At 61.9% G+C, this 19,081-nt stretch carries 15 protein-coding genes; 4 read left to right on the top strand and 11 right to left on the bottom strand.

The genetic code is table 11. The features are described from left to right. Position 1: 1 nt before the first annotated feature. On the bottom strand, positions 2–1,471 hold the full coding sequence (locus VMH22_04940; protein HTW91035.1) for a FlgD immunoglobulin-like domain containing protein: 1,470 nt from the start codon (positions 1,469–1,471) through the stop codon (positions 2–4). Between the two features lie 220 nt (positions 1,472–1,691). Here VMH22_04940 and acs point away from each other — a divergent pair, with 220 nt between their 5' ends. From acs to VMH22_04925, 3 genes are all read left to right on the top strand, one after another. Beyond that, positions 1,692–3,599, top strand: coding sequence for an acetate--CoA ligase (gene acs / locus VMH22_04935; protein HTW91034.1), 1,908 nt, complete (start codon positions 1,692–1,694; stop codon positions 3,597–3,599). 96 nt (positions 3,600–3,695) lie between these two features. Next, positions 3,696–4,259 (top strand): acetate uptake transporter, encoded by a 564-nt coding sequence (locus VMH22_04930; GenBank protein ID HTW91033.1) that lies wholly within the window; start codon positions 3,696–3,698, stop codon positions 4,257–4,259. A gap of 21 nt (positions 4,260–4,280) precedes the next feature. Next, positions 4,281–5,633, top strand: a complete 1,353-nt coding sequence (locus VMH22_04925; protein ID HTW91032.1) for an NADP-dependent malic enzyme — start codon at positions 4,281–4,283, stop codon at positions 5,631–5,633. 80 nt (positions 5,634–5,713) lie between these two features. Here the strand turns inward: VMH22_04925 and VMH22_04920 are convergent, their stop codons facing one another. Both VMH22_04920 and guaB read right to left on the bottom strand, forming a co-directional pair. After that, the gene (locus tag VMH22_04920; GenBank protein ID HTW91031.1) at positions 5,714–6,412 is read right to left on the bottom strand and encodes a T9SS type A sorting domain-containing protein; all 699 of its coding nucleotides are present in this window, start codon (positions 6,410–6,412) and stop codon (positions 5,714–5,716) included. Between the two features lie 294 nt (positions 6,413–6,706). After that, positions 6,707–8,167, bottom strand: coding sequence for an IMP dehydrogenase (gene guaB, locus VMH22_04915; protein ID HTW91030.1), 1,461 nt, complete (start codon positions 8,165–8,167; stop codon positions 6,707–6,709). A gap of 312 nt (positions 8,168–8,479) precedes the next feature. Here guaB and VMH22_04910 point away from each other — a divergent pair, with 312 nt between their 5' ends. Beyond that, a complete protein-coding gene (locus VMH22_04910) occupies positions 8,480–9,106 on the top strand; it encodes a hypothetical protein (protein HTW91029.1) in 627 nt (208 codons plus the stop codon). A 68-nt stretch (positions 9,107–9,174) separates the two neighbouring features. Here the strand turns inward: VMH22_04910 and ahcY are convergent, their stop codons facing one another. The 8 genes from ahcY to VMH22_04870 all read right to left on the bottom strand — a co-directional run. Continuing rightward, the gene (ahcY, locus tag VMH22_04905; GenBank protein ID HTW91028.1) at positions 9,175–10,431 is read right to left on the bottom strand and encodes an adenosylhomocysteinase; all 1,257 of its coding nucleotides are present in this window, start codon (positions 10,429–10,431) and stop codon (positions 9,175–9,177) included. Between the two features lie 9 nt (positions 10,432–10,440). Next, positions 10,441–11,628 carry a methionine adenosyltransferase gene (gene metK / locus VMH22_04900; GenBank protein ID HTW91027.1) on the bottom strand — a complete coding sequence of 396 codons (1,188 nt, stop codon included), beginning with the start codon at positions 11,626–11,628 and terminating at the stop codon, positions 10,441–10,443. A gap of 180 nt (positions 11,629–11,808) precedes the next feature. Next, positions 11,809–12,801: a tRNA (adenosine(37)-N6)-dimethylallyltransferase MiaA gene (gene miaA / locus VMH22_04895; protein ID HTW91026.1), complete on the bottom strand. Its 993-nt coding sequence runs from the start codon at positions 12,799–12,801 to the stop codon at positions 11,809–11,811. Positions 12,802–12,960: 159 nt separating this feature from the next. Further along, positions 12,961–14,571: a DNA mismatch repair endonuclease MutL gene (gene mutL, locus VMH22_04890; GenBank protein ID HTW91025.1), complete on the bottom strand. Its 1,611-nt coding sequence runs from the start codon at positions 14,569–14,571 to the stop codon at positions 12,961–12,963. Then, positions 14,572–15,867 (bottom strand): MBL fold metallo-hydrolase, encoded by a 1,296-nt coding sequence (locus VMH22_04885; GenBank protein HTW91024.1) that lies wholly within the window; start codon positions 15,865–15,867, stop codon positions 14,572–14,574. A gap of 61 nt (positions 15,868–15,928) precedes the next feature. Next, on the bottom strand, positions 15,929–17,092 hold the full coding sequence (locus VMH22_04880; protein HTW91023.1) for a helix-turn-helix domain-containing protein: 1,164 nt from the start codon (positions 17,090–17,092) through the stop codon (positions 15,929–15,931). A gap of 97 nt (positions 17,093–17,189) precedes the next feature. Beyond that, the gene (locus tag VMH22_04875) at positions 17,190–17,603 is read right to left on the bottom strand and encodes a hypothetical protein (protein HTW91022.1); all 414 of its coding nucleotides are present in this window, start codon (positions 17,601–17,603) and stop codon (positions 17,190–17,192) included. A gap of 341 nt (positions 17,604–17,944) precedes the next feature. Next, a partial coding sequence (locus VMH22_04870; protein ID HTW91021.1) for a tetratricopeptide repeat protein occupies positions 17,945–19,081 on the bottom strand: 1,137 nt, incomplete at its 5' end.

Below are 19,081 nucleotides of genomic sequence, written 5' to 3'. Positions count from 1 at the left end.
CCTAGTGGAGCAAGCCGAGGCGGGCGGTCAGGTGGACTGACGCGCCGGTGGTAAGACAGCAGAAGTAGGTCCCGGACCGCAGGCTGCGCCTGCCGTCGCTCTTTCCATCCCACTGGAAGCTGTGCTCGCCGGCTGAAAGCCGAGCCGCCCACCAGTTCCGAACCAGTCTTCCGGTGGGGTCGTAGATTGCCAGCCGAACCGGTTCGGATTGCACCAGCCTGACTCTCAGCAGTAACCCTCCCCTGAGCATGATGGCTTCGAGTCTTGTGTTAAGAGGACGCGCAGACTCTTCAACCGCGGACACCGGCCGTCCAACGGCGAAGACCACGACTGGTAGGTCAGTCGACTGGAGCCCAAGGGCCGAGATGATCGCGGCCCGCTCGTTCGGCTGTATTGGAGCCGTGAGCCGACCCTGGAGGCCGAGTGCATGTGCTTGCATCAGGTATTGTAACCCGGCGAACCCGGCCTCCAGTAAATGCCACGAGTTCGTCGTGTCGGCGACGCAGACCACAATGTATACCGGCGCCGCTTTCGGGATCCCGGGGCATGCCAACCGAAGCGAGTCGCGGCGGTCGCCAGCAGTCACCTGCTCAAGCCTGTGGTCGCTCGTCGTCAGATCGGTGCCGGGCGGCAGACGGTTGTTGTAGCGGTCTACGCCGACGTCGCGCACCAAATAAACCTTTCTGGTCAGGTAGTAGTTGGCGACCGCCGACGGAACGGTGAGGCCGCGTTTGCCTGTCGGCATGTGAGGCGTAACCCCGTAGCCGGCCCAAAGCAACTGCGAGACGGCCGGCAATGGCAACGCGGCCGGGTCGAATGTCGAATCCTGACCCAGGCTCCCAACGAGCAACTCGAACGTGTCGGACCCGTCAGTCGCGGGTTTGGGCAGCGTTGAGTCCGACGAGACGGCCACGCAGGAATCGGTCAGCCCGGTCACCGACACATGACCGAACACATCAACCAGATTGATGGTATGGTTCGGGTGCCAGGCAGTGTCAGCGTAGCTAGCCGCGAACGCCATCGGACAGGAAGCCACAATCCCGCTGCCCCGGCTCCAGAACGCATCACCGGCCAGGAGCCCGGCCTGGGCTGCCAGCCCCGCCTCCTCATTGCGTTCGACCGCAATGCCGACCTCAAAAGCCGAATTGGAGCTGTAGCGATGGTTGCCGGCAAGGTACACGTTCAGGACGTGCGCAACCGTATCGTAGAGATAGACATTGGACGGCGTCGCGACGTAGATTTCACGATAGCTGCTGCCGAACGACGGTACCCGGCTCATCGCCCACAGCACGTTAGACAGCACGGTATCGGACAAAGAGCTGGTGAACCCCGAGTGCGATGAGTAGCGGCTATTGGAGATGATCTCAAATGAGCTACCGTGAACCACGGGCGGCGGCAGGCTTTCAACCTGTCCGAACGCAAACGTGCTCACCGCGGTCGCAACAATGAGGAAGCCAACGAGGAATCTCATGAATTCAGTTTGGGCCAACGTCTGCCCGTGTCAAACCACTGCCGCCGCCCGCTGACCATGGACAAGCGGCCGTGCGGTCGCCCGCTGCTTGCTTGACACCCGTGCCTTCTCTAATATACTGACCCTCCGGCAGAGGCCCGGGTCCGCCACGGTTTCCGCCGGCCGGTTTCGTAGGACATAATCTATTCTTAACAGCGATTCTCCAAAGGAGGAATCAGCAATGGCCGAAGAGCAGGTATTCCAGCCCCCGAAGGAGTTGGTCGAGAACTCCAACATCATGGCCTTCATGAAGAAACACGGGATCGCGGATCTGGACGCGCTCCTCAAGCGCGCCGAAGACCACGACTGGTACTGGGGCGAGCAAGCCAAGGAGCTCGAGTGGTTCAAGCCCTACACCAAGGTCCTGGACGACTCCGACGCCCCGTTCTTCAAGTGGTTCGCGGACGGCAAGTTCAACATCGTCCACAACTGCCTCGACCGCCACATCAAGGCCGGCCTGGGCGACCGCGTCGCGTACATCTACGAGCCTGAGCCAACCGACCAGAAGGTCGAGCGTTGGACCTACGCCATGCTTTACAAGGAAGTCAACAAGCTGGCGAACGCGATGAAGAAGCTCGGCGTCGTGAAGGGCGACCGGGTCATGGTCTTCATGCCGATGATCCCTCAGTGTCCCATCGCGATGCTCGCCTGCGCGAAATTGGGCGCCATCCACTCGGTGGTGTTCTCAGGCTTCTCCTCCACTTCGCTGCGCGACCGCATCAACGACTGCGAAGCCAAGGTACTGATCACCACGGACGGCGGCTACCGCCGCGGCAAGGTGGTCAACCTGAAGGGCAACGCCGACCCGGGTCTGGTCGACTGCCCGTCAATCAAGAACGTCATCGTCTACAAACGCGCCGGCAACCCGGTAACGATGAAGCCGGGCCGCGACCTCTGGTGGCACGACCTCACCGCGAACGAGCTCGACGAGTGCCCGACCGAACAACTCGACCCCGAATCTCCCCTGTTCATGCTCTACACGTCGGGCACGACCGGCAAACCCAAGGGCATCGTCCACATCCACGGCGGCTACGCGGTCGGAACGTCCTCGACGCTCAAGTTCGTCTTCGACATCAAACCCGAGAAGGACGTCTTCTGGTGCGCGGCCGACGTCGGCTGGGTCACCGGCCACTCCTACATCGTCTACGCGCCGCTGTTACTCGGCTGCACCTCGGTGCTGTACGAAGGCGCGCCCGACTTCCCGGCCCCGGACCGCTGGTGGTCGATAATCGCCCGCGAGAAGGTCACGATTCTCTACACGTCGCCGACTGCGATCAGGATGTTCATGCGCTTCGGCGAGGAATACCCGAAGAAGCACGACCTCTCGACCCTCCGCCTGCTCGGGTCGGTCGGCGAGCCGATCAACCCGGAGGCATGGCGCTGGTACCGCAAGAACATCGGCGCGGACAAGCTGCCGATCATGGACACCTGGTGGCAGACCGAGACCGGCAACTTCATGATAGCGCCGCTCCCCATCACACCGCTGAAAGCCGGCACCGCCACCCGTCCGCTGCCCGGCATTCTCGCCGACGTGGTTACGGGCGAAGGCAATCCGATCAAGCCGATGGAGAACGGTTTCGGCGTGTTGCTGAAGCCATGGCCGGCGATGCTCCGCACGCTGTATAAGGACCCGGCGCGTTACAAGGATGCCTACTGGTCTCGTTTCCCGGGCAAGTACCTGATGGGCGACTCCTGCACGAAAGACGCGGACGGCTACTTCTGGTTCCGCGGGCGTGCCGACGAGGTACTCAACGTCGCCGGGCACCGGCTCGGCACCGCGGAGATCGAATCGGCGCTGGTCGCCCACGCCGCGGTTGCCGAGGCAGCCGTGATTGGCGTACCCGACCCGATCAAGGGCGACGTTCCGAAGGCGTACGTCTCCCTGAAGGTTGGCTTCGAGAAGACGGACGCGCTCAAGGAAGAGCTCAAGAAGTGGGTCTCGACCGAAATCGGGCCCATCGCCCGGCCCGACTCCATCGAGTTCCGGGACAAGCTGCCCAAGACCCGCTCGGGCAAGATCATGCGCCGGCTGCTCAAGGCCGAGGCCCTGGGCAAGGACGTCGGCGACGTTTCGACGCTGGACGAATAAAGGACAGGTTGAGGTCGAGGTTGAGGTTGAGACTCGGAACGTTCCGTCTTCTTGACCTTGGCCTCGACCTTGATCTTTGCGTAGGAGGCACAGCACATGGAAGAGAAACTCTCTAATCCCGCACCGCTCGGACTGATGGCGTTCGGAATGACCACGGTCCTTCTGAACCTGCACAACTCCGGGTTATTCCCGCTCGGCACGATGATATTGGCCATGGGAATCTTCTACGGCGGCATTGCTCAGGTCATCGCCGGCGTGATGGAATTCCGCAAGGGCAACACCTTCGGCTCGGTGGCGTTCACCTCGTACGGCCTGTTCTGGCTGAGCCTGGTCGGGCTCATCGTGATGGGCAAGATGGGGCTGCCGGCCGACTCCAACGGCGGAATGATTGCCTATTTCATCGCCTGGGGATTCTTCACGTTCTTCATGTTTATCGGCACCCTCAAACTGAACCGCGGCCTGCAGGTTATCTTCGGCTCGCTGACGCTCCTGTTCTGGCTGCTCGCAATCCGCGATATCACCGGTTCAGCGGCAATAGGCACGGTTACGGGCATCGAAGGCATCGCCTGCGGCCTGAGCGCTGTGTACCTGTCCGTGGCCGAGGTATTGAACGAGGTCTACGGCCGAACCGTGCTGCCCATCGGTCCGGTCGCCAAGTGAACTCAGCCGAGGAAGAAACTCATGAAGAAACTCTCTCAGGCTGAGATCGACCAGCTCGTCGCCAAGGCCAGGAAACCCGCAGCCGACGCGATGCTGCTGCATCCCTTCTACAAGGGCAAGTACCAGGTCGTACCCAAATGCTGCATCCGCGACTTCAACGACTTCGCCATCTGGTACACGCCCGGCGTGGCCGCGCCCTGCAAAGACATCCAGGCGCATCCTGAGAAGTCATTCGAGCACACCAACCGCGCCAACACCATCTGCGTCCTGACCGACGGAACTCGCGTGCTGGGTTTGGGCGACATCGGACCCGAGGCCTCGATGCCGGTGATGGAAGGCAAGGCCATCCTGTTCAAGTACCTCGGCGGCGTGGATTGCGTGCCCATCGCTCTCCGCACCAAAGACCCGGACGAGTTCATCCGTACCGCCAAGCTGCTCGAGCCGTCGTTCGGCGGGTTCAACCTCGAAGACATCTCCCAGCCCAAGTGCTTCCGCATTCTCGACACCCTGCGCGCCGAGATGAACGTCCCGGTCTGGCATGACGACCAACAGGGCACGGCCGCCGTCACCTACGCCGGGCTCGTCAACGCGCTCAAGTTCGTGGGCAAGGATATCAAGAAGGTGAAGGTCGCGATGCTCGGCGCCGGGGCCGCGAACATCGCCATCGCCCGGGTCTGCATCACGGGCGGCGTGACCCCGGCCAACATCATCATGTGCGACTCCAAGGGCACCCTGCACAAAGGCAGGGCCGAGCTCCAGCAGGAGTTCAAGGAGAAGTGGCACATGGCCGAGATATCGAACGCCGAGAACGTCAAAGGCACAATCGTCGACGCGATGAAGGGCGCCGACGTGCTCATCGCGCTCTCCAAGCCGGGGCCGGACACTGTGAAACCGGAATGGATCAAGAGCATGGCCAAGGACCCGGTCATCTTCGTCTGCGCCAACCCGATCCCCGAAATCTGGCCGTGGGATGCGATTGAGGCAGGCGCGCGCGTAGTCGCGACCGGCCGCTCCGACTTCCCCAACCAGGTCAACAACTCCATCGGGTTCCCTGGCATCTTCCGCGGCACGCTCGACGTTCAGGCCAAGACCATCACCGACGAGATGTGCATCGCGGCCGCGCTTGAGCTGGCCAAAGTCGCCGAGGACCGCGGCCTGCGCGCGGATTACATCGTCCCGACCATGGACGACTGGGAAGTCTTCCCACGTGAAGCCACTGCCGTCGGTATGAAGGCCATTGAGCAGGGCGTCGCCCGCCTCACGATGACCCGCGAAGAACTCCTGAAGAAGTCCACTGCGACCATCAAAGCGGCCCGCGAGACGACACAGTGGATGATGAAGGAAGGCCTCATCGCCGCTGCGCCAGCGTCCTGAGAGACAGGTTCTAAGTCAGCGGGGCGGCCTTCCAGCCGCCCCGCCCTTTTCAGTATGTTCTGTCGGTCCTATTCCTCGCGTCAGCGCTGAACCACGAGCTTCTGCGTTACCGCAGACCGGCCGTCACCCAACCGCACCAGGTAGACTCCCGCGCTAAGAGAACGCAGATCCAGCGAAGACTCCTTCACCCCCAGGGAATACCTGGCCGCCACCCGTCCCCTGATGTCATAGAGAGTGACATTCGCGAGTCCAACGTGGTTCACTCCGCACCGGGTGTGCGCGATGCTGCTTGTGAGCAAACTCGCCGACCGACTCGGGGGCATTCCGACCTCTCCGGACAAGCCCGGGAGCCCGCAATGTACAAGCAGGACGACTGTATCGTTCGTGTGGTTGGCATCCGCAGGATCGGTGATCCACGCCATGCAGGTCTCCGTGCCGCTGGCAGGAGCAGTCCAGGCAGTCATTGTTAGCGTCGCGGGCACACCCACCGGAACCGATATGTTCTGCTTGTTGTCCGCATATCCACTCGGTTTTATCGTCACGTCGAGACGCGGCACCAAAGCCGCCACGTCTCCTACGTTGGTAAGCATGATCACCACCGGTACGTTCCCCGGTGACTCGTTCGCTCCCGGCCTGATTATCGCGACCGAATCATCCAGCGTGGACACGGGGCCGGCCAGGCACACGCCGGACTTGCTCACCGCGAACTGCTCGCCGCCCAGTGCGAGGGTCGCGCACAGTACAATGGTCAGGACTGCAGGTACGATTCTGTTCAGCATCCAAGCCTCCGAACTCGGGCCCTTCCCGGTCCCTTACTTCCGGCAGGTGTTGCGGTCACGCCGGGTCCCGATTAGCGGGGCCGCGCCAGCTACGCCCACCGGTCGCCTCAATCGGGGTCATGCAATCCGAGGCTGTCGGTCCAGCTCCGGATCTGCGAGGTCTTCGCCATCGCATGCCCCAGAGACGTCGTGATTGTAGAGCCTATTCAACCGCTGTCAAGGCCCAAAATCAGGCGGGCGGCCTTCCGGCCGCCCCGCTCGCTTGTGGCATGGGTCCTATCGGTCGTGTCGGTACTATTCCTGGCCCTCCGGCGCCTCGTAGTTCGGCGCTTCCTTGGTGATGGTCACGTCGTGCGGGTGGCTCTCGCGCAACCCCGCGCCGGTAATCTTCACGAACTTCGCCTTGCGCCGGAACTCAGGGATAGTGCTGGCCCCGCAGAACCCCATCGCCGCCCGCACGCCGCCGTCGAGCTGGAACAGCACCTCACGGGCGCTACCCCGGTAAGGCACCCGGCCGACAATGCCTTCGGGCACGAGCTTGGCCGACCCTTCCTGGAAATAGCGGTCGGCCGAGCCCTTCTTCATCGCATCGAGCGAACCCATACCGCGATAGACCTTGTAGCGCCGGCCTTCGAGCAACACGTCCTCACCCGGGCTCTCATCGGTCCCGGCGAGCAGGTTCCCCATCATCACGGTCCCGGCCCCTGCCGCCAGCGCCTTGGCCACGTCCCCGGAATAACGAACGCCGCCGTCGGCGATTATCGGGACTCGCCTTGCCTTCAAAGCGGCCGAGCACTCCATCACTGCGGTCAACTGCGGCACGCCCACGCCCGCTACAATCCGGGTCGTGCAGATCGAGCCCGGCCCGACCCCGACCTTCACCGCATCCGCCCCAGCCTCGGCCAGAGCCAATGCGCCTTCGGCCGTGCCGACGTTCCCGGCAACAAGCTGTAGCTTCGGATACTTGCGCCGGAGCTGGCGCGCAGCTTCAACCACCTTGTCCTGGTGCCCGTGAGCCGTATCAATGACGATGGCGTCGACCTCGGCATTGACCAGCGCCTCGGCGCGAGCAAGCGCGTCGCGTCCGACGCCCACCGCGGCCGAGACCTTGAGCCGGCGCTTCGAGTCAAGGGTCGCATTCGGGTTCTCGACCCGCTTCAGAATGTCCTTGGTGGTGATCAGGCCCTTGAGCCTGCGGCTGCGGTCAACTATCGGCAGCTTCTCGACCCGGTGCTTGCGCAGTATCTCCCGCGCACGCCGGAGCGTCGTGCCCTCGGGCGCGGTGATGAGCCCTTCTGCCGTCATCACCTTGGATACCGGGACCTTCCAGTCGTCCTGGAACAAGAGGTCGCGCTTGGTAAGGATGCCGACCAGCCGCATCTTCGCATCTACGACCGGCAGGCCGGAAATCCCGTACTGCGCCATCAACTCGCGCGCCTCGGCAATCGTCTTGTCCGGCGTGATGGATATCGGTTCGGCAATCATGCTCGACTCGGCCCGCTTCACCCTGGCGACCATTGCCGCCTGCTCATCGACCGACAGATTCTTGTGCACGACCCCGATACCGCCGGACTGGGCCATGGCAATCGCCATCCGCGTCTCGGTCACCGTATCCATCGCCGCGCTCACCAGGGGAAGCTTCAGCGCTATCTCCCTGGTGAAGTACGATTCGGTGTCGACCTCGTTCGGAAGCACGCCCGACTCCTGCGGAACCAGAAGAACGTCGTCGAAAGTCAGGGATTCCTTGATGTTCATTGCTGCCTCCCTTCAGACATGGCAAGATGCCTTGAAAGCGAAACCGCCCACTCCGAGGGCGGCACGGCAGGTAAAAAACGGATTGCCGACTGCGTTACCATGGTGGATTCTACTTGCGAAGCTCCGCCGGTCAAGCACGACCCGCCGCCCTTGATTCTAAGATAGATGGCCACGAATGAAGGACGCGAAACTGAAGGGTACGGCAGGACAAGGTCCGGTCTAGTCCGATCTCGCGTCTTCGCGGCTTGCGACATCGGGATCAGGGCAAGACATGCAACTTGCGGCATGGCCCGGAACTGGTAGAATCGACCCGTGAGCCCGACACGTGACTACGCCGAACGGCAGGATGCAGACCGGAGACGCACGGCCAGCCGTTATGTCGTCCGCTTCCGTAGCCCGATTCTGTTCGAAGAGGCCGCCGTTCGGGAGCTGTGCCGGCTGGCCCGCGAAGGGTATGAAGCAAGCTTCAAGAAGGAAACATACGGTTTCCTCTTCGGCAGCCTCGACCGTGACGGCCGACTGACGGTGCGCCGTTCATGCTTCTACCGGGGAGGCATCAAGACCCGCACCGCCGTCACTTTCAAGGACTGGCCCACACTCGCCCGGCTCGCCAATCGCCGGCGCGAACTGGCCCGCGAGATGCGGATGCGATTCGTGGGCAGCTTCCACTCACATGTAGAGATTGCCGGGAACGTGTTCAAGGGTTTGTCCGATGCGGACCGAGATTCCTTCCGTACCGACCCGATGTCAACCCTGGAGGTGATTGTGTTCACATGGAAAGGAACCGCCCGACGGATAGACCATTCACCCCGGGACATCGTGGCGTTCGAGCCCGCCACTGGCTTTCACTATCGAATCCGGTGCTATGCCAAGCGCGCCGGCACAATCAGACAGACAACACTCAGGGTCATCAGGTCGGGCGTCGTTGTGGTCTACTAGAAAAAGGCTGAGGTTAAGGTAGAGGTCGAGCTTCCGACCTTGACCTGAGCCTTAGCCTTGACCTTTCCTCAAGTCCCGTGCTGCCAGCTCGAAATGTATGCCGCCTGCTCCGCCGTCAGCTTGTCGATCTTGATGCCGAGCGTCCGCAGCTTGACCTCGGCGATTCCTTTGTCGAGATCCTCCGGCACCTTGTAAACTCGATTCTCCAGCTTGCCCCTGTTCTTCAGGATGTACTCGGCAGCTACCGCCTGGTTGGCGAACGACATGTCCATAACCATCGCCGGGTGGCCTTCGGCCGCAGCCAGGTTCACAAGCCTGCCCTCTGCGAGCAGGATAAGCCGCTTGCCGTTCGTCAGTATGTGTTCTACGCAAAACCGGCGCAGCTCGCGGCTGGACTTCGTTATCTGGTCCAGGACAGCCTTGTTTATCTCCGCATCAAAGTGCCCGGAGTTGCAGACAATCGCCCCGTCCTTCATCGCCAGCATATGCTGCTTGTCAATCACGTTGATATCGCCGGTCACAGTGATGAACACGTCGCCGACCTTGCAGGCATCAATCAGCTTCATCACTCGGAACCCGTCCATGCGGGCTTCGAGCGCGCGCACCGGGTTGACCTCGGTGACGATGACATCCGAACCCATGCCCTTGGCCCGGGAGGCAACGCCGCGGCCGCACCAGCCGTAGCCGCAGACAACGAGCGTAGTGCCCGCAAACAGGATGTTGGTGGCCCGCAGGATGCCGTCGAGTGAAGATTGGCCGGTCCCGTAGCGGTTGTCGAACATGAACTTCGTCTCCGAGTCATTGACCGCTATCACCGGGAAAGCAAGCACTCCGTCCTTTTCCATGCTGCGCAGCCGTATGACTCCGGTCGTAGTCTCCTCAGTTCCACCCAGCACTGCCTCAAGCCGCTTACCCTTCTCCTTGTGTAGAGTCGAAATCAGGTCGGCGCCGTCGTCGGTGGTAATCATCGGGCCATGGGACAGCGCCTGCTCGATGTGCTGGAAGTACTGGTCCCGGTTCTCGCCCTTGATGGCAAAGGTCGGGATACCATAGTCCTTGACCAGTGAGGCCGCGACCTCATCTTGAGTTGAGAGCGGATTGGATGCGCACAGCCGCACCTTTGCGCCGCCCGCCTTGAGTGTCCGCACGAGGTTCGCGGTCTCCGATGTCACGTGCAGGCAGCAACTCATCCGCACGCCCTTCAGCGGCTGCTGCTTCTCGAACCGCTTCCGTATCTCGGCCAGCACCGGCATGAAGCGCCCGGCCCATTCTATCTTGGTCTTGCCTGTCTTAGCTAGACTCAGGTCCTTAACATCACAATCCATGGTATCTCCCTACTTGAGCGCCCGGCGCAGTTCGGCCACTTTGTCGGTCTTCTCCCAGTTGAAGAACTCAAGCGTCTGCTTGCCGTCCTTCTTCACCTGCGGTTCGCGGCCGAAGTGACCGTAGGCCGACGTCGCCTGGTATATCGGCTTCAGCAGGTTCAGGTAGTGAATCATCTCCCGCGGCTTCAGCGGGAACACTTCACGGATCAGTTTGACCAGCTTCTCGTCGTCGATCAGGCCGGTGCCGAAGGTATCGACGGACACATCCGTCGGCTCGGCCACGCCAATGACGTAGGCCAGCCGCACCGTCATTTCCTTGCACAGCCCAGCGGCCACGCAGTTCTTGGCGATGTAGCGCGCCATGTAGGTTGCGGAGCGGTCGACCTTGCTCGGATCCTTGCCCGAAAACGCGCCGCCGCCGTGGGCAATCCTGCCGCCGTACGTGTCGACGATGATCTTGCGGCCGGTCATGCCGGTGTCGGACTGGGGCCCGCCGACCACGAACTTGCCGGTCTCGTTCACGTAGAACTTGGTCTTCCGGTCGATGAACTGGGCCGGGACCACGTGACGTGCCACCGTGTCGATCAACTCCTGTCGCGACGCCTTGGTAATGTAGTGTCCGGTCTTGTCGAGAATCGACTCGTCGTGCTGGGCCGCGATCACGATGCTGTCCACGCGCACCGGCATGCCGTTGTCATACTCCACCGTGACCTGCGACTTGCCATCGGGACGCAGGTAAGGCAGAATCCCCTGTTTGCGCACGTGAGCCAGGCGCTGAGCCAGCTTGTGCGAGAGCACCATCGGCAGCGGCATCAACTCATCGGTCTCCTTGCAGGCGTACCCGAACATCACGCCCTGGTCCCCGGCACCGCCGGTATCAACGCCCTGCTTGATGTCAGGGGACTGCTTGCCGATGGCATTGAGGACCGCGCAACTGTCGCAGGACAGCCCGCTCTCGGCTGTGACGTACCCGATGTCCCGGAGCACGCCGCGCACCAGTTTGGGCAGGTCGACCCACGCGTGGGTCGTAATCTCGCCACCGACCAGCACCATGCCGACGGTAACGAACGACTCACAGGCAACCCGGCCGTGCGGGTCCTGGCGCAGCACTTCGTCCAGCACCGCATCCGAAATGCGGTCGCAGACCTTATCGGGGTGACCTTCAGTGACCGACTCAGAAGTGAAAGTTGTTCGCATCAGACCAATCCTCCTCTGCTTGACGGTTTCAACATGACGAACTTGAATCTCAAGGCCAGTATCATAGCGAACGGACTTGCAGGGTCAAATCAGAACGCCGGACAAATACAAGGTCATAATGACAAAGGACCAAGCAAGCAACCAAGTCACAAGCACAAAGTCCGACTTCGTCCTTCAGACTTACGCTCTTGCTTTGTCCTTTGTACTTTGTCTTTCGTCCTTGGTCCGAGAGTCGGTCAGCACTTCCCTTAGTAACGGTTCCACTTCTCGCACACCGTCCGCCACATCCTCGCACTCCAGCCACTTCGCGTCCTTGAGCGACCGGAACCACGTCATCTGGCGCTTCGCATATGCCCGGGTCTTGGCTTTGGCTTCCGCAACCGCCCGGTTTATCGTCAGCTGACCCTCCAGATGCCCGAGCAACTCCGCATACCCGTACGCACTGGCAACGTACGAGTCGCGGCCGAAGCCCGACTTCTTCAGGCGTCTTACCTCATCCAACAGGCCCGCGCTCATCATCGCGTCGAACCTGGCGTCAATCCTCCGACGCAACAACTCCCGCTCCATGCTCAGCACGACGTACACCGGTTCAAACTCAACCTCAGCCTTGGCCTTCCTCGCCAGCTCCGTCATGGTCTTGCCCGTAGTCTCGTATACCTCCAGAGCTCGCACCACGCGCTGCCGGTCATTCGGATGCAGCTTCGCTGCCCGTTCCGGGTCCACGCGCTTGAGCCGGTCGTAAAGCGCCGGCGATGTTTCAGTTTCCAGACGCTGACGCAGAGCCGGCGACGGCTTCGGCGCCTCGAAGAATGGCTCAAACAGCGCCTTCAGGTACATGCCTGAACCGCCGACCACCGCAAACCGCTTCCCCTTGTCACGCAGTTGCCTCATCACTGTCAGCGCGTCGCGCGCGAAGTCCACGGCCGAGTAGGCCCGGTTAGGCTCGACCACGTCGACCATGTGAATCCCGATCTCTCGCCGCAGCTCAACCCCAGGCTTGGCCGTCCCGATGTCCAGCCCCGAATAGACCTGCCGCGAGTCGGCCGAGACGATTTCAAACTTGTGCCTTCGCGCCAGCGCGACCGCGACCTCGGTCTTGCCGACGCCGGTAGGACCACACAGCACCAGGACACGGCACGGTGCGCGAGCTATCCGCGTGTCAGCGCTGGTCACGTTGTCTTGTGTCTATGGCTGGCCAATGACCAATTGCTAATTGCCAATTCCCAACTAATGGCCAACTTCGGAAGTAACCAGAACAGACAGGCTTGTGGGAGGCGTTGCGGCGTTGGGCATTCGTTAGGAATTAGGAATTGGGAATTGGCAATTCCTGACCTAGGTTCTGCCGAATCGCCGCTCCAAATCTTCGACCGTAATCTTGATAATCGCCGGACGGCCGTGCGGACAGAAGTAGGGTTCCTTGCAGGCGAACAGGCGGTTGATAATCGACTCCATCTCCGGAGCCGTGAGCCGCTGACCTGCCTTGACCGCTCCCTTGCAGGCGATGACCTTGGCAAGCTCGGTCCCGATTCCGATGTCCCCCGGCTTCACTCGGGCCAGCTCGGAGAACAGCTCCCGCACCTCCTCCTTGCCCATGAAGGACCCGGCCGGGACCGTCTCCACCGCCACGGTGCGGCCGCTGTACGGTACGACCTCGACGCCCATCTTCTCCAGCCGGTCCTTTGCCCTTTCGTAGGCCTCGAACTCCTCCGCCGTCAGCTCCAGCGTAATCGGGAACAGGAGCCCCTGCGGCGCCACGTCTTCCCTGCCCTTCATGACCGCCTCGAAGAGAATCCTCTCATGGGCCGCGTGCTGGTCGACAATCACGTACCCGGACGTAACCTGAGCGAGGATGTAAGTGTTGTGCAACTGCCAGAACTCCTGGGGTGCCGCATCCTCGGGCACGAATCCCCGCTGGTACAGGAAGTCGGCGTCCGCCGTCTCCTTGCCTCGCTGGATTCCCAGACCCTGCCGCACCGCCTCGGAAACGAAGTCGAACAGGAACCGCTCGTCCGCGAACCGCACCTCCTGCTTGGTCGGGTGCAGATTCACGTCAAGGCGCGACGGGTCGGTCTCGATGAAGAGCACGAAGTCCGGATTGTTGCCGGTGAGAACCGGCCCATAGCCCTCGTACACCGCGCGTACCACGGTCGGATTACGCACCGGGCGCTTGTTCATGAATATCGCCTGCACCTCGTAGAAGCTGCGCGACCGGGTCGGTTCCGCGAGGAATCCGGAAAGCGAGAGCAGCGGATTGTCGACCTTCATCTCGACCATACTCTCGAACACCCGCTTATCGTACAGCGCCTTGATGCGGTCCTTCACGGTCCCGGCCGGACCGAGCCGTATCGCCTCGCGCTCGTTCGATATCAGCGTGAAGGCGACCTCGGGATAGGCAATCGCGTAGTTGCGGACGGTTTCCACCACCAGCCGCGCCTCGTAATTGTCGGACTTCATGAACGCCCGGCGCACCGGCAGGTTGAAGAAGAGCATCCGCGCGGAGATGGTTGTGCCGCGGGGCCGGACGGTCTCGCCGATGTCCTTCACCTCTCCGCCCTCGACCTCGACCAGCGTGCCGGGCCCGGATTCATCGGCGTTCGTCTCGATGGTCAGACGTGTGACCGCACCGATGGCGGCCAGGGCTTCGCCCCGGAAACCGTAGGTGGTTATCCTCGTCAGGTCCTCGGCGGACGCGAGCTTGCTGGTCGCGTGCCGGACCACTGCCAGTCTGACGTCGTCGCGCGTCATCCCGCAGCCATTGTCGCTCACCCTTATCAGGTTCTTGCCGCCCTGCTTGATTTCCACCCGGATGTCGGTGGCGCCGGCGTCGAGCGAGTTCTCAACGAGTTCCTTGATGGCGTTCGCCGGCCGGACAATGACCTCGCCCGCGGCAATCCTGCGCACGGTGTCATCGGGCAACAACCTCACCGGCCTGCGCTCGATCACCTACGCCGCTCCCGTGTTAGGAACTGGTAATTGGGAATCCGTCATTGACTCCTTGACCTGCTCAAGGTCGATTAGCATTCCATCCGATGCCGCCACGACCCTGCACCCGGTCCGCTCGCTCATCTCCCGCGCGACAATCCACGGCTTGGCCGCCAACATCCTCATCCCGAAGTGAGTCATCACCGCCAGCTTGGGACGAATGGCCTTGACCAGCTCCTCGGCATCCGGCGCGCTCAGATGGTCAAGCTGCGACGGCGTCGGCCGTACGACATTCATGATTACAACGTCTGCCCGGTAGTGCTCGGCCAGCTCCGGAAAGTACCGCGTGTCCGCTATGTAGGACACCGTCAGAGCAGACCGGAGACCGAAGACCGGAGACCGCCCGGAATCCTCGGCGTCCTTGGCGATTTCCCCACAGCCTGGGTTCTGGGGTTCAAGGGTTCGGGGGTTCGGGCCGGAATCTGTGAAATCTGCGTAATCTGCGGATTCTTCCCTCCGGTTCCGTCCGGCCCCATCTGCATCATCTGCGACATCTGCGGTTTCTTCGCTCCGGTTCCGGCCATCTGTGTAATCTGCGTAATCTGTGGATTCTTCCCTTCGGTTCCGTCCGGCCCCATCTGCGTCATCTGCGACATCTGCGGTTTCTTCGCTCCGGTTCCGGCCATCTGTGTAATCTGCGGACAGACCTCCGGTCTGGAACCTGAACCCGTACACTTCCCCGCGGTGCTGATGCCTGACCGGGCAGGTGAATCTGACGTTGCCCAACTCGTACGAGCCGCCCTCGACAGTGGTGACCACCCTCTCAAGGAACGGCCGCACGTACTTGAGTACGACCGGGTCATCGCCTCCAAGCGCATCGGACGGGGCGAATAGGGCACCGCGCGGCTCGGTCCCACCCATCGTCATCGCCTCAATCATGTTATTCACGTCTCCGGAATGGTCGAGATGCCGGTGTGAGAGCAGGATGCCCGAGAGCTTTGTCGGGTCGAGCTTGTGCCGCGAGCCGGTCATCCGCACGAGCGCACCCGGCCCCGGGTCAAGCAGGAACTGCGTGCCGCCAAGCGAGAACCAGATGCCGCCCGACGACCTCAACTGCTTGGCCACGACAATCCTGGCTCCGCCCGAGCCGAGAATCACCATCCGGTCCGAAGGGACATGACCGGAAAATGGGGACTGTACCGGGGACACATCCGCGAGGCGTTCCTCGCCTCGATCCGTGGACGTGTCCCCTCTGTGGGACTGCCCCCGCTTTCCGGAGACAGGGATGTGTCCCGAAGTGGGATTGTCTGGCTGCATCGCGGTTTCAGAAGATACCAGACTCTTGACAGGAGTCAACCGAGGCGCGCCCGCCGCGCTCCTATCGCCTCGGCCGCGGGTCGGGCGGGAATGACTTGGCCAGTTCGCGGAAACAGGCGAGCACGATGTTGGCCAGCTTCTGGGCAAGTGCGGTGTCGAGTCCGAGCCGAACCCAGCGCGGTTCGAGCATGTACTCGTCCAACTGCCGCCTCTCCCCCACGCTGCCCGGCTCGTGGTTCAGCGCCGCACTGCAGCATACTCCAACCAGACCGCGATAGACCGGCCTGCGCTCGTTCGGCACACCGGCCTCGTCAAGCAGGGGCTGCACCTCCTGCCACACTTGCTCGACTGCGGCCCCTCGCGCCGCCGCGTACTCATCAACCCTGCGCGCGAACTCGCGACGCTGGTCCTCCCGCAGATTAGGCTTGCGTCCCGGCTTGAGCAGACTCGCCTCGTATGCGTCGAGGCTCAGGTCCGGCAGCCAGTCCATCTCTCCTTTCATCTCCAACTCGGCGAAATGCCGGCGCACGTCGTCCTCAAGCTTACGGATGGCTTCCGAGGGGAACTGGCTTGACTTCTCGAACAAGGTCCTGGACTCAGCCAGGAGTCTCTCCCTTGCTTCGGGCTTGGCGCCCCGCGTCCGGTAGAGAATCCGGAACTGCTCCAGCCCGTGGTTGAACAACGGCACCGCTATGGCCATGACCGGCTGCAGTCCGGTATCGTTCACCGCCCGCGACAGGAACTGGCCGTACAGGAATCGTCGCCGTGCCGCCGCGGCGTTCTTCCGCGCTCGCTCCAGCCGCCTGGGCAGGTCCGGTTTCGCTTGTAATCGAGTCTCAGCCCGAGAAGACTTGGGAAGATCGACTCGCATGTCGTAGTTCGTGACCTGCGCCTGCCACTTCTGCGGCACGCCGGCCGCAACCTTGGCCAGGGCTTTGCCGAATACCTGCTGCTGGGTTGTCGGCAGATTCGTGTACAGGTCGAGGATATCCAGCACGTCCTTGAACCCGGCCCGGCACCCGCGCAAAAAGTCGGCGACGAGCCCAAGCGACGGATAGCGCACCTTGCCCTTCTCCATTCGGCTCACGATACATGCCCTGCCGGCGCCGGTCCGGCCCATGACTTGAGCCAGCTCCGGCTGGGTCAACCCGGCTCTGAGCCGCAAATCCCTGAGCCGACGCCCCAGCTCGGACGGAAACTGAAACGTGTCCTGTGGCCTTTTCATGATCTCGGTCTACCAAGGTGAACTATACAAGTTCATATACTAACAGTCAAGCCTGAAACCAGCGCAACTACCCGTCGCATTGGTACTTAATTCACTACTACCCGAGTCTACCCCTGCGCCTGGTAGGTACTCTGCCCAGGTCTTCGGCGAAGTCTTCCCCAAGGACTTCGGCAGAGTCTTCCCCGAGGACTTCGGTAAGGTCTTCGGTCAAGTCTTCCCCAAGGCCTTTGGTGAGGTCTCCTCCAGGGTCTTTGGCGAGGTCTTCCGTAGAGTCCTTACCAGGGTCTTCCTCAAAGTCTTCCGTAGGGTCTTCGCCAGGGCCTCCGGCAAGGTCTTCTCCAGAGTCCTTGCCGGAGTCTTCCGCAGGGTCTTCGGCAGGGTCTTCGGCGAGGTCCCTCCCAATGTCCTTGGCAAGGTCTTCCCTGAAGTCTTCCCCAGAATCCTCGGCGAAGTCTCTCCCAAGGTCTCCGGCAAGGTCTTCCTCAAGGTCTTCGGCAAGCTTCTGCCCCAACTCTCTGCCCCGTGCCGGAAACGTCCGTGATTCACGACTTGACATGAGATAACCGGCGCGAAGCCTGAATGCGAAAGCAGACTGCCCGCGCGGAGGCGGGCAGCCTGGAGGTTGGAGGACATCCGGCCTATTCGGTCAGGACGACCTTCTTACTGAGGCACTGGTTCTCAGCCGTCATGGTACAGAAGTGGACCCCGCAGGGACCTTTCGCCCTCTTCTGCCCCAGACGTGGCACTTCACTGTTGAGCCAACTGATGTCCGGAGCAATCGTGTCCCCGAAGCCATCCGACATGACAGACAAAGCCGGCCATCAGCCGGCTGCGGGGCATCGAACCTGAGGGCTACTTCTCTTTCGAGCCCATTTCCTGCCGCATCTTGCTGATCATCTTGAGCAGATTGGCGGAGGATTCGTCATCCAACCCAGCTTCGGTGAGCAGTTCCTCCATCCGCTTCCGGCCCATCTTGTCCTCGCTCACAACCAGCCCGGTCAGCACCTGCCCGGGGCCGTCAGATACGCCGATGGCGAGGAAGATGCCCAGCGCTTCAACCAGTTGGGGCACTGCTTGCTCATGCTTCCCCGAGTCCACCAACACGAGCCCGCTGTTACCGAGTTGGTTCGCCACGCCCTGCTGATACCCGATTTCGCGGTCTATGACCAACGCTTCCTCAAGGTACTTCAGCGCCTTGTCGCGTTCGCCCTTGGCGCTGTAGATGAGCCCGATGTTGCCGAGGTCGGTTGCCACGCCCTGCTGATACCCAATCTCGCGGTCTATCGCAAGCGCTTCCTCATAGCACTTCAGCGCCTTGTCGGGTTCGCCCTTGGCGCTGTAGATGTTCCCGATGTTGCCGAGGGCTATTCCCTCGCCCTCCCGGTAGCCCGTCTGCCGATGCAACTTCAGTCCTTCATTGTAGCTTAGGATTGCCTGGTCATATTCGCCTCGTGAAGCACGGATGAGTCCGATGGCAATGAACTGGTTGGCCTGCGTGGTCGCCGATGCAGCTTGGCGCGCTATCGCCAGCGCTTCATCATGGTACTTCAGCGCCTTGTCGGGTTCACCCTTGGCGCTGTAGATGAGCCCGATGTTGCCGAGGTCGCTCGCCACGCCTTGCTGATACCCGATTTCGCGGTCTATGGCCAACGCTTCCTCAAGGTACTTCAGCGCCTTATCGCGTTCGCCTTTGGCGCTGCAGATGAGCCCGATGTTGCCGAGGTCGCTCGCCACGCCCTGCTGATACCCAATCTCGCGGTGAATCGCCAACGCTTCCCCTAGGTACTTCAGCGCCTTGTCGGGTTCACCTTTGTCGCGGTACATGAGCCCGATGTTGCCGAGTTGGTTCGCCACGCCCTGCTGGAACCCGATTTCGCGGTCTATCGCGAGCGCTTCCTCGTGGTACTTCAGCGCCTTGTCGGGTTCGCCCTTGGTGGTGTAGATGTTCCCGATGTTGCCTAGGTCGCTCGCCACGCCCTGCTGATACCC

Source organism: bacterium (genome assembly GCA_035505375.1).
Lineage (GTDB): Bacteria > Hydrothermota > Tepidihabitantia > Tepidihabitantales > Tepidihabitantaceae > UBA2258.
The sequence above is the reverse complement of the archived record's forward strand: the minus strand, read 5'-3'. Positions and strand labels throughout refer to the sequence as shown.